Below are 11894 nucleotides of genomic sequence, written 5' to 3' on the forward strand. Positions count from 1 at the left end.
GGCGAGTTCAAACTCGCCGCTTAGGAGGCTTGGGCGTGCGGAGGGCGAATCAGGCGTTCGGGCACGCCGTGGGTGATGGAGCGCCGATACGGTGTCAACGCTGCATCCTGCATCAGCGCCGGTGCGAGTGCGTCACCGGGTGCGAGCAAGGCCAGCACACCGACATGGCAGGTCGCGCAGTCGGCGTCGAGCACGAAAAGGCTCTTGGCATCGGGCTGAGATGAATCGGCATCGCCCAGCTCAAGCAGGCTGCCGACCGCGCCTTCATGCTTGTGCTCGTGATGCCCGATATGGCGCGAGGCCTGGCCGGACTCATGCTGGCAGGCGCTCGCCACGGCCGCCCAAGTCCATTGGGTGGTCATGATCAGCATCAGCAAAATGAGCAGCAGGCGGCGCATGGGCGGCAGTGTAAGGGCAAAGCCAGAGGGCTCGCAGGGGGGGCGGCCTTTGCCTCGGCGCGAAAAACTTCTGGCGTACACTTTGCCCGTCATGACGAACCGATTCGTGCAATTTGCCTTGGCCTGCCTATTGGCGCTGGCGCTTCCCGTGCAAGGATTCGCGGCGCAAGCCATGCTTTTCTGCGCACCGGTTTCTTCCTCAGCGCCCCAAGATGACCGACACATGGGCTCGCACGATCACCACGCGCAAGCGGCTGACGCGCATCATGCGCAACAGGGTGATGCGCAGTCCTCGGACATGGACCCGGCCAAGAGCCAGGGTCACGGCAAATGCAGTGCCTGCGCCTCCTGCTGCAGCGCTGCCGCCCTGATGAGCGGCATGCCCTCGCTGGCTGTCATGCCCTTGCACCAAGCCCTCAGCTCCAGCCTTCCGCGCGGCCTGGAACGGGTGATGACCGGCGGCATCGACCGACCGCCTCGGCTGGCTCGCCTCTGATGTCCTGCCGTGCAGCCGAGTTTCGGTCTGCACGGTCTTGCCACTCTTTTTGCGAGTCTTGCCATGTCATCCGCCTTCCTGGAGCATCCGGGTCGGGCGCTGCACTCTGTGCTCATCGTCGTTGCTGTCGCAGCCCTTGCGAGCCCGACCTTGGCCAGCGCCTGCCCGCCTAACGCCCCCGAGCCTCTGAGCCCCGCCCAAGCCCTGAACCCGCAGGCCGCCGTGCCGGCCCTGCACTACCGCTCGGCCTTCAAAACCTACCGCCCCATGCGCGAGCAAACGCCTGCCGCCTGGCCCCTCGTCAACGAAGAGGTCAGGCGCGCCGGTGGCTGGCGGGCCTATGCCAGCGAGGCCGAAACCGCTTCGCCTCCGGCGCAAGCCCAGCAGCAGCAACATCACCATCACAAGCCCGACGCCGAGGTGAAGAAATGAGGCTCTCATCCCCCATGCGTTTCCCACAAGCCCTGGCCCGTGCGCCCCGCCTGCTCTTGATCGCCAGCCTGCCCCTGGCGCTGGGTGCCTGTGCCAGCCTCAGCGCCGACCGTGGCCTGGGCCCGGTGCAGCAAGCGGCCCGCCAACACCTGGGTCAGGACTTGACCGTGGCCAAGGACGCCGCCAGCCAGGACAGCATCGCCCGCCGCGTCAGCGACTTGCTGGCCGCGGAGCTGACGGCCGACAGCGCGGTGCAAATCGCCCTGCTCAACAACCCCGGCCTGCAAGCCAAATTTCAGGAACTGGGCCTGGCCGAGGCGGAGCTGGTGCAGGCCAGCCGCCTGCCCAATCCGGGCTTCAGCTTTGGCCGCAGCAAAAAAGGCGGCGAGCGTGAGATCGACCGCGCCATCTCCTTCGACCTGGGCCATCTGATCACCCTGCCCCTGAACCAGAAGCTGGAGCAGCGCCGCTTTGCCGCCCAGCAGCTGCACACCTCGCAGCAGATGCTGAGCCTGGCGGCCGAGACCCGCAAGGCCTTTTACCGCGCCGCCGCTGCCGAGCAGACGCTGCGTTATCTGGAGCAGGTCAGGGAAGCGGCCGATGCCGGCGCCGAGATGGCTCGCCGCCTGGCCAGGGCCGGCAACATCAACAAGCTGGAGCAAGCCCGCGAGCACGCCTTCTACGCCGAGGCGGTGCTGAATCTGGCGCGCGGCCAGCAGGCGTCCAACTCGGCGCGCGAGCGCCTGATCCGCCTGCTAGGCCTCTGGGGTGCGCAAACCCAGGCGCTCAAGCTGCCCGAGCGCCTGCCCGATCTGCCGGGCGACATTCGCGAGCAGCCCGAGATCGAGCAACAAGCCTTTGCTCAACGCCTGGACGTGCAGGCCGCCAAGCAGCAGAGCGAGGCGATGGCGCGCAATCTGGGGCTCAACAAGATCACCCGCTTCGTCAACGTGCTGGAGCTGGGCCTGATCAACAACAGCTCCAACGAGGCGCCCAATCAAACCGGCTATGAGCTGAGCATCGAGCTGCCGCTGTTCGACTGGGGCGACGCCCGTGTCGCGCGGGCCGAGAGCCTGTATATGCAAAGCCTGCACAGCGCCGCACAGGTGGCGGTCGATGCCCGCTCCGAGGTGCGCGAGGCCTATCTGGGCATGCGCAGCAGCTATGACATTGCCCGCCATTACCGCGACGACATCGTGCCCACGGCCAAGCGCATCTCGGACGAGAACCTGCTGCGCTACAACGGCATGTTCATCAGCGTGTTCGAGCTGCTGGCCGACGCGCGCAGCCAGATGGCCAGCGTGATGGGCGCCATCGCCGCCCAGCGCGACTACTGGACGGCGCGCGCCGACCTGGACATGGCCTTGATCGGCAAGCCCAGCCTCAGCGGCCCCGCTGAGGCCGCCGGCAGCGCCAGCACCGCCGCGCCCGCAGGCCACTAAGAAATTAGGAACAAACACCTTATGTTGAATCGACGCAATCTTCTGAAGGGCGCGGGCGCCGTCAGCGCCGCCGTGTCGGCCACCGCGGTCTCCAAGGTGGCCATGGCCGCCCTGCCCGAGCCGGTGCTGCAAGCCTCGCCCGACACCATGGCCCCGCTGCTGCCGCCCAATGGCCGGCCCTACAAACCGGTCGTGACGCTGAACGGCTGGACCCTGCCCTGGCGCATGAACCAAGGGGTGAAGGAATTCCATCTGGTGGCCGAGCCCGTGCTGCGTGAGCTGGCCCCGGGCATGAAGGCGCACCTCTGGGGCTATAACGGCCAATCCCCCGGCCCCACCATCGAGGTGGTTGAGGGGGACAAGGTGCGCATCTTCGTCACCAACAAGCTGCCCGAGCACACCAGCGTGCACTGGCATGGCCAGCGCCTGCCCAATGGCATGGACGGGGTCTCGGGCCTGACCCAGCCCTCCATCCAACCGGGCAAGACCTTTGTCTACGAGTTCACCGCGCGCCGGCCCGGCACCTTCATGTACCACCCGCATGCGGACGAGATGACGCAGATGGCCATGGGCATGATGGGCTTCTGGGTCACCCACCCCAAGAGCCGCCACCCGCTGATCGATGAGGTGGACCGCGACTTTTGCTTTTTGCTGAGCGCCTACGACATCGCCCCCGGTGCGGCCACACCCAAGATCATGACCATGACGGACTTCAACCTCTGGACCTGGAACAGCCGCGTCTTCCCCGGCATCGACTCGCTCAATGTGCGTCTGGGCGACAAGGTGCGCATACGGGTGGGCAATCTGACCATGACCAACCACCCCATCCATCTGCACGGCCATGAGTTCATGGTCACCGGCACCGATGGCGGCCCCGTGCCCAAGACGGCGCGCTGGCCCGAGGTGACCACCGATGTGGCGGTGGGCCAGATGCGGCAAGTCGAGTTTGTGGCCGATGAACTGGGCGACTGGGCTTTTCATTGCCACAAGAGCCACCACACCATGAATGCCATGGGCCACGACCTGCCCACCATGATTGGCGTGGACCACACGGGCCTGGCCCAGAAGATCAGCAAACTGGTGCCCGACTACATGGTGATGGGCGAGCGGGGCATGGCCGATATGGGCGAGATGAGCATGCCCCTGCCCGACAACACCTTGCCCATGATGACGGGCCAAGGCCCGTTTGGCGGGGTGGAGATGGGCGGCATGTTCTCGGTGCTCAAGGTCCGCAAGGATCAAAAGCCCGGCGACTACAGCAACCCCGCCTGGTATCAGCACCCACCCGGCCAGGTGGCTTATGAGTGGACAGGCGCTCTGCCCGACGCCACCCGCGCCAGAGCTAACAGCCAAAGCAAGCAGTCCATGCCCCAGCAAAACCCAGCGGCCAGCAGCACCGAACTGAAGGTGCGCAAGCCCAGTGGCCACGATCATCATTGACGAGAAGGAGCTGCCCATGAACACCTCATTCAAAGCCAAACGCCTGGCCGCGACCGCCCTGCTCGCCCTGCCCCTGCTGGCCCTGCCCTCGCTCTCACAAGCGCACGGTGAGGCGCACGCGCAAGACCAGCCGCTGCGCCTGGAGCAGACGGACTGGGGCATCGCCGCCCCGGCCCAGGCCGCCACCCGCACCGTCAACTTCCGCATGAACGACCAGATGCGCTTCAGCCCGGATCGCTTGGAAGTCAAACAGGGCGAGACCCTGCGCCTGCGCATCAAGAACGAGGGCGCGGTGATGCACGAATTCGTGCTGGGCACCAAGGCGCAACTGGACGCGCACGCGGCCATGATGCTCAAGCACCCCGGCATGGAGCACGACGAGCCCTATATGGCCCATGTCGCGCCCGGCCAGACGGGCGAGATCGTCTGGACCTTCAACCGCGCCGGCGAGTTCGACTTCGCCTGCCTGATCGCCGGCCACTACCAGGCGGGCATGGTGGGCAAGGTGATCGTCAAGGCCCAAGCCTCAGGCAAAACGCACTCACATTGATGCCTTGCTCTGCTTGCATGCAAGCGAGCAAGCAAGCCATCAAGCAAATGAAAGAAAACCCCATGTTCAAGCACACCCCCACCCGTCGCCGCCTGCTGCTGGCCGGCAGCGCCTTTTTGCTGGCCGCGCCCGCCCTGGCCAGCGAGTCCAAGAGCAAAGCCCTGGCCCCGCTGATCCAGGTCTGGAAAGGCCCCAGCTGCGGCTGCTGCAATGACTGGATCAAACATCTGGAGGCCAATGGCTTTCGGGTGCAGAGCCGCGACGAAGGCAATACCGACGCCCGCGCCCGCCTGGGCGTGGGCCTGCAGTACGGCTCCTGCCATACCGGCTTGATCGGTGGTTATGCCATCGAAGGCCATGTGCCGGCACGCGAGATCCACCGCCTGCTCAAGGAGCGCCCCAAGGCCGTGGGCCTGGCCGTGCCCGCCATGCCCATCGGATCACCCGGCATGGACGGCCCCGAGTACGGCAAGCAAAAAGACCCCTACGACGTGCTCCTGCTGGCCAAGGACGGCAGCGCCAGCGTGTACCAAAGCTATCGCTGAACACCCAACAAAATTCGGAGAACTGCCATGAAGACAAAGATGAAGAAATCGAGCTTGATCCTGGGCCTGGCCCTGACCATGATTTTCACCGGCTTGGCCCATGCCACCATGCCCGCGCCCCAGCCCGCTGTGGCCGCGTCGGCCACTGAAGCGCAAACGGCCGAGCTGGCCGATGGCGAGATCCGCCGCATCGATGTGGAGAACAAAAAACTCACCATCAAACACGGCCCCATCAAAAGCCTGGCCATGCCCGGCATGACCATGGTGTTTGTGCTGAAAGACGAGGCGCTGCTGAACTCGCTCAAGGTGGGCGACAAGATCCGCTTTGATGCGGCGCGCATCGAGGGCGTGTTTGTGGTGACGCAGTTGCAAAAGCCCTGAGGCGGGGCTCGACCCGTGTAAGGCACCTAGCTAGTCGCGGGTCGCGCCACAGTCCGACGAAGTTTCACCGGGCGTCGGCAGAAACACGTTGTGGCGAGTTCTGGAGGGTCTTGCCAATGTTTGGCGCCCTCCCAACGTCAAGCCGATACATGCATCAGCACCTTTTGCATGCGGGGACAACCTCGGCGTTCCCGCGCTACCCTTGAGTTGGATCGCGCCCTATCCTTGGAATATGTGCTGCTGAGGAGGGCTGCCCGTGGCGGTGCTCGAAGGTTCAGGTCGTTCGGGCGTCAAGAATGACCGGCAGCAAAATGCCCATAGCCGAAGCTCGAGGTCAACGGCGAAGGGCGGCAGCGCAGCGGCTGCAGTAGCTCGTACCCGCTAGCCCAACTAGCGCTGTCTGAGACCAAGCGGTCATCGGGGTCGGACGCCGCATGCTTATTCGGTCGGTCGCTTAACAAGGCGCCGCAGCCATTGTGCTCAAAATGTACATGGCCTCGCCTCGGGCGTCCCTGAGTGGTCCGTTCCGACCTGTTGCAATCACTATGTCTTCTTGTTGTTCTTAGTCAAAATGGTCTTTTTCGCACGGCTTTCCGTGCTGCCTGCCCTGAAATCTTCCGGCGTCGTCGCATCAATACCGATGACGCGTAGGTAGAGCGTTCGGTCCCTGGCCTCTAGCTGCTGCGCCTTATCCGTCAGGATCGCCAGGACCTGCTGGAAGTTCAGCTGCTTCTTCGAGCCCGGGATAGTCCACAAGCGCCCCTTGGTCTGCAAGACCAGCACCAGGAAGCCGGTGGTCGCCTTTCGGTGGCGCATGTACTGGCCAACCAACTGGCTTTCCAGCGCGACGAGGTAGTCGGCCAACGTCCAGCGCTCGGACATCTTCAGTTCGATAGAGGCTCGCCATTCATCCTTGCTGCACAGGATATCCCGGCGCTTCGCCTCGGCGGTGTGGGATTCGACGGTCACGGAGTACCGCGCGCGCGCATGATGGTTCAGCTCGCTGGCTAGGAGCTTCTGGAAGTGCGCTTCCAGCGCCAAGCCCGCCTTCTTGCCTTCCTCTCCCTTCTTGTTGACTCGCGTGAAGTCGACCTCGCTGAAGAAGCTGCGAAGGCTGTGCTCGCCGCGTTCGACGTCGTACTGAACGGCACGAAGGTCAGCATGCACGGCCATGGCGAACGCGGTCGTACCGGTGACATCTCCACGGAAGTTCTCCTCGAACTTCGCGTAGTTCACTTGCGCAAGGGGCTCCCGGGTGAGCTGCCGTTCACGAAGTTCGAACTGCTTCATTTTGATGTACTCAATGGTGAAGTCGTCGGCGGGCAGCGCCAGCCGGATTCGTTCCAGCGCGCTGTACGCCGCTTGAGAAGTAGCAGCAGCGATCCCATTGATGATTACGCCGCGGAATCGCTCTGCGTTGTCTCTGGGGCCAGGGCTGTAGGTAACACCAGCCGGTCTGTCCACATCATCCTTCGGGTCGACTGCCCACCTCGTCCATAGGTACAGGTCCTCCAGCGCCATGATGCCGTGGTCGCTCTCCATTGCAATTCGCCCCGCGATGCCCTCGCGGTCACGACCGAACGCAGCGGCAAGGTCAAAGATAAAGGTCTTGACGGCCAGCGGGTCCACCGGCCCCCAGGCGTTGACGGCATTGCGCCACCGCAACGGACGCTGAATTAACCAGCGGGTGGCCCAGGTCAGCGCATGTTTGCGCTGCGCGCGGAGGGGCTCGTCGACTGAGTCAGGCAGCGGCGAGCAGTAGGCGGCCTTCATCTTGTGAAGCGCCAAGCGCTCAAAGTCATCTTGCGGGACCTTGCCTCGCACCGACAGAGCCGCCTTCAGCAACCGATCCTCAACGTAGTCGGCGGATGGTTTCACGCGTATCAGGTGCTTCCATGCGAGGCCTGCGAGTGCTTCTTGGACCGGTGCAGGTGCGTCGGGAATGGATGCCAGCAGCTCTTCGGCGTGCTCCCTGGACGTAGCGCCGTTCCCTGCCTCGCCCGCGATTGATACCAACTCATGAACCGAAACGTCCGGATATGCCTTTACGAGGGCCCAAAACCACTTCGGATAGCCGTTGATTTCGAGGAGCGCGTAACGCAGGGCTCGGCGCACCTCAGATTCAGTGAGGACGGGAAGCACTGTCCCGTCCGCAAGTTCAAGCTTGAGACCCTGCAGACCGGCCGCAGTGATGTGGAAAGTAGAATTCGGCTCACTCTCTTTGAAGGTCGGGGCCTTGTCGCGCCACAGGCGACTCATGCCCTGTCGGGTAGCCGCAGCAATCTTCGCGCCGGCGGCCTTCTCGAACGCCTCGAAGTCGACCTCACCAATTCTTGAGGTGCTGCGATTCGTCTGAAGCAGCCACCCGGCGATCCACTCGAGTGCCCGAGTATCCGTCCCGTCAGCCAGTGCGCTCAGGCGCTCGGTAAGCTGCCGCTTCACCTTCGCGTCGACAGTGAGCTTCTCGCTCTTTGGCTTGACTGGCTTAGGCACCGGCTGCTGTGCGATGGCTCTCGCGCGTTGACCTTGCCATTCTGCGTACACGCGGCTGAGCTGCGCATCGTTCACCTGAACAACATCCTCGGGTGTGTAGGTACAGGGCCGGCGGAAGCCAATAACTGCCTGGAACAGGTCGTCGTCATTGAGCTGCCCTTGAACGGTCGACCGCAGCAACGCGAGGCGTACGGCGACATTCGCCTCTACTGCTGACCTCAGCTCTTCGATTGCGCTGCTCTCCAAGTAGCGATCGTAGATTCCTCGAGTCAAGACGCGGTAGAGGCGAGCGACCTTGACCGCCAGGGCGCCATCCGTCCTCGCCACTAAGGCTCCGAGAACCTTGGCAACGAGGTCGACGTACTGCTGATCCTCGCGATTTCGCCTTTGCTTCACCTCCCTTTTCACCATGCGCACAACGAGCCCACGCGCTAATTGATACAGCTGGCCATCCGTTGCATCGGCCAGCATGCTTCCCTTCTCGAGAGAGTAGGTAAGCTGGAAGCCGCGCGGTCCGGCCAAGAACTGGTTGTCGACCATCTCGGCGACATCACGGGGCGAGAAATGGCGCCATCCCAGCTCAAGCAACAGGAGGCTGACGACGCCCTCGCGCACAGTGGTACTAACCACCGCAGCGGACGCGAGTGCTGCAAGATCGACGGGCCTGCGCAATGCAAGGAAGTAGCCAACGTCTTTGCTGTCGGAGAGAACGCGGTCAAACCTAGACCCGTGACGCTTGAGAAGTTTCGCCCGCAATGGCTCGATCTTGCACGCGGTAGCAATGTCGAGCAGGACGTCGCGCGCCCAGTAATTGTCCTGGTATTGGTCGTACAGGCTCGCTATGGTCCCGGCCAATCGGTCTGGCCCAGCCTGCCAGAAGTTCTCAGACGTCAACCGGAACTTAGTGCGGCCGATGTGGTCGCCCTTTTCCACCAAGCGCTTGATGCTCTCCGTCAAAGCGTCCTGTGCAGCTTTGGTCGGGACGGCCGGATTGCGCAGGTCACCGAAGAACGCTAACGCCTGCGGATCCTTCTGCAGGATGACCTCGCGGCAATGCGCGTTCAGCGTGGCGAGCCATCCCAACATCGGCAAGAAGGCAGGCTGCACCCCTTGCTCGCCGCTAGTCGCAGCCCAGCTGAAGTTCTCGAGGAGCCGCTCCGCTTGGTCCGGCGAGGCCACCAGGCCGGCGAGGCGTTTGGCCGCGAGGAACGGCGCAAGCTCGTCGGGATAGACCTTGACCTGATGGAAGCCGGCGTCGATGAAGAGCTGGGAGTTCAACAGGGCCTTGATGCCCGCCTCATGAAGCATCGGTGACGCAATCAGCCGTGCTGACAAGGCCGTTTTAGGAATAGCCAGGGTCGCTTCGGGCATTTCGATATTCACCAGCTGGCACACGACCGACGCAGAGGCAAGGCGCTGAGCCACACTGGTCAGGACCTCCAGTTCAGGGATGCCGGCGTCAACTAGCCGATGGTCAGCCCCGCGCAGGGTGCCGATGGCGTTCACGACGCGCTCGAACACCTCGGTCAAGGATTCCGGCGGACTGGCCACCAAGTCGATGCGCGCAAGGATGTCCAGTCCGCCCGGGCTGCGAACGAAGCCCGACAAGCCACGCTCACTGGCAATCTCGATCAATTGCTTGGCATCCAGTGCTGGGTATCGCCCGGTAAGGTACAGGGCAGCCTGGTGGTCTTCTAGATGGGCCATAGAAAACAGGCGTAGCGGCACCGGCGCCTCGGCTTCCACTGCTACGCTGGTCGCACCGCCAGTACCAAGACCACTTGGTCCGCCCGAGCTTCCGACAGTCTTCGAGGCCGACTTAGAAAGCAACTCCGAGAGCTTCTCGAAGATGTCTGCAGTGAGGACAGCGGGCCGAGTCGAAATCACCCACCGAACATACTCGTTAGGCCACCCCAGTTCGTCGGCAACGTCGCCGACGAGGTGGCTGATATTTTCGGCCTTGCCGGCGGCGGCCTCATCCAACGAGTCGACAAACACCGTGATGGGGCCGCCTGGCGAGGCCTTCCACGCGCGATAGGCGTCGCGGTCATCGCCGGTCAGTGCCTTGTCGAGACTGCCGCGATCCGCGAGTTGGCGCAGCGCGACGAACACGGCGGTCTCGCCATTCGCACGGAGTTGCGCCGCCTGTTGGCGCATTTCGGTGGTCTTCCCAAAGTTCGCTGCTGCAACGATGACGCTGGCGCGGTTCTCGATCACCTTGGCCCACGCCACTTGCTTGCCACGCAGTTGCGCGGCGACGAGTTCGTGCTGGTCGTAGCTTTCGCGCTCGGCAAAACGTCGATTCAGATCGTAGTAGGCCAATTTGCCCTCCGCTGTTTGTATCTGCTTTATGCGGGAGCAGTTTAGTCACATGAAAACACTCCGAATTGAATCGGCGGCCTACGAACGTCGAGTGCTATTTCTTCCTGTGCAGCGGTCAAACTTGCCGCTGTCCATTGGTTGCCCGGTGAGGAAAAAGTGGTCGCTCGCTCTACCGGCGGAGAGGGACTCCGAGCAGCTTGTTACCGAAGTTTGACTAACTTCAGCTGAGAGCACATTGCCGCCGCTGACGCTCAATGACCACCCAGTTGCTCTGGACTAGGCCACGCCCGACCCGGCCAAGTCGATCGCAGATCCCTCGACGAAAACATTGCGCACTTGCAACTCAGCATCCATCACCACCAAGTCGGCCCAGGCGCCAGCCTGCAAGATGCCGCGCTCGTCCTGCAAGCCCAGGTATTCCGCCGGGTATTGGGACAAGCGGCGCGAGGCGTCCGCCAGGTCCAGGCCGATGGAGACTAGATTGCGCAAGGCTTGGTCCATGGTCAGGGCGCTGCCGGCCAGGGAATCGCCCAGCACTAAGCGCACGCAGCCAAAGCACTTCATCACCCGCTGCAAGCCCAAGGCGTATTCGCCGTCGGGCATGCCGGTGGCTGCCGTTGCGTCGGTGACGCCATAAGCCTTGGGGATGCAGCGCATGGCGGCGCGCAAGGCGCCGGGGTGCACATGGTGCAGATCGGGGATCAGCTCGGCAAACTCCGCATGGGCCAGGGCCGCGCCCACCATGCCGGGGTCGCGGTGGTTGAGCGGCGTCATGCCGTTGAACAAATGAGTGAAGCCCGCCGCACCGGCTTGCAGCGCGGCCAGGCCGTCTTCATACGTGCCCGCGCTATGGCCCAGCTGCACCCGTATGCCCATTTCACACAGCGCGGGGATCAGGGCCAGATGGCCGCTGACTTCGGGCGCCAGGGTCAGCACCTTGACGGGGGCGATGGCATGCAGGCGTTGCACACCTTCGAGCGTGGCCTGCACCACCAGGGGCGGCTGCGCGCCCAGGCGGCGGTGGTTGAGAAACGGCCCTTCCAGATGCACACCCAAGACCCGTGCACCGGCCGGGTCGCGCTGGGCGATGGCGCCGGCCAGGCCCTGCAAGGCGCGTTCGATCTCGGCCGCATGGGCCGTCATGGTGGTGCCCAGCATCGCGGTTGTGCCGTGGCGGGCATGGGCGCGCGCCACATGCTGGGCAGCGTCGCCGCCGCGCATGATGTCCACGCCCTCGCCGCCATGCACATGCAGGTCGATGAAGCCGGGCAGGATGATTTGATCGGCGGCCACGCTCGCGTCTTCTTCCAGACGCTGGATGCGGCCGTGCTCAAAGAACAGGCGGCCGAGCAGCCAGCCCTGGGCCGTCAGGATGCGGCCTTGCAGCACTTGGGC

At 63.8% G+C, this 11894-nt stretch carries 10 protein-coding genes; 7 read left to right on the forward strand and 3 right to left on the reverse strand.

Going from position 1 to position 11894, the window contains the following annotated elements:
- Positions 1 to 20 precede the first annotated feature (20 nt).
- The gene (locus DBR47_RS07930; RefSeq protein ID WP_124448731.1) at positions 21 to 398 is read right to left on the reverse strand and encodes a hypothetical protein; all 378 of its coding nucleotides are present in this window, start codon (positions 396 to 398) and stop codon (positions 21 to 23) included.
- A 223-nt stretch (positions 399 to 621) separates the two neighbouring features.
- Here DBR47_RS07930 and DBR47_RS07935 point away from each other — a divergent pair, with 223 nt between their 5' ends.
- The 7 genes from DBR47_RS07935 to DBR47_RS07965 all read left to right on the forward strand — a co-directional run bounded on the left by DBR47_RS07935 (position 622) and on the right by DBR47_RS07965 (position 5684).
- The gene (locus tag DBR47_RS07935; protein ID WP_197046934.1) at positions 622 to 894 is read left to right on the forward strand and encodes a hypothetical protein; all 273 of its coding nucleotides are present in this window, start codon (positions 622 to 624) and stop codon (positions 892 to 894) included.
- A 63-nt stretch (positions 895 to 957) separates the two neighbouring features.
- Complete coding sequence (locus tag DBR47_RS07940; protein ID WP_124448735.1) at positions 958 to 1326, forward strand: hypothetical protein; 369 nt, start codon at positions 958 to 960, stop codon at positions 1324 to 1326.
- A gap of 14 nt (positions 1327 to 1340) precedes the next feature.
- The gene (locus DBR47_RS07945) at positions 1341 to 2768 is read left to right on the forward strand and encodes a TolC family protein (RefSeq protein ID WP_124448829.1); all 1428 of its coding nucleotides are present in this window, start codon (positions 1341 to 1343) and stop codon (positions 2766 to 2768) included.
- Positions 2769 to 2789: 21 nt separating this feature from the next.
- Positions 2790 to 4208, forward strand: a complete 1419-nt coding sequence (locus DBR47_RS07950; RefSeq protein WP_124448737.1) for a multicopper oxidase family protein — start codon at positions 2790 to 2792, stop codon at positions 4206 to 4208.
- A 16-nt stretch (positions 4209 to 4224) separates the two neighbouring features.
- Positions 4225 to 4758: a cupredoxin domain-containing protein gene (locus DBR47_RS07955; protein WP_124448739.1), complete on the forward strand. Its 534-nt coding sequence runs from the start codon at positions 4225 to 4227 to the stop codon at positions 4756 to 4758.
- Between the two features lie 62 nt (positions 4759 to 4820).
- On the forward strand, positions 4821 to 5303 hold the full coding sequence (locus DBR47_RS07960) for a DUF411 domain-containing protein (RefSeq protein WP_124448741.1): 483 nt from the start codon (positions 4821 to 4823) through the stop codon (positions 5301 to 5303).
- 27 nt (positions 5304 to 5330) lie between these two features.
- Complete coding sequence (locus tag DBR47_RS07965; RefSeq protein WP_124448743.1) at positions 5331 to 5684, forward strand: copper-binding protein; 354 nt, start codon at positions 5331 to 5333, stop codon at positions 5682 to 5684.
- 543 nt (positions 5685 to 6227) lie between these two features.
- Here the strand turns inward: DBR47_RS07965 and DBR47_RS07970 are convergent.
- Both DBR47_RS07970 and nagA read right to left on the reverse strand, forming a co-directional pair.
- Positions 6228 to 10499 carry a hypothetical protein gene (locus DBR47_RS07970; RefSeq protein ID WP_124448745.1) on the reverse strand — a complete coding sequence of 1424 codons (4272 nt, stop codon included), beginning with the start codon at positions 10497 to 10499 and terminating at the stop codon, positions 6228 to 6230.
- Positions 10500 to 10775: 276 nt separating this feature from the next.
- The gene (gene nagA, locus DBR47_RS07975; RefSeq protein ID WP_197046937.1) at positions 10776 to 11888 is read right to left on the reverse strand and encodes an N-acetylglucosamine-6-phosphate deacetylase; all 1113 of its coding nucleotides are present in this window, start codon (positions 11886 to 11888) and stop codon (positions 10776 to 10778) included.
- Positions 11889 to 11894: the final 6 nt, after the last annotated feature.

The organism is Paucibacter sp. KBW04 (assembly GCF_003852425.1).
GTDB lineage: Bacteria > Pseudomonadota > Gammaproteobacteria > Burkholderiales > Burkholderiaceae_C > Paucibacter_A.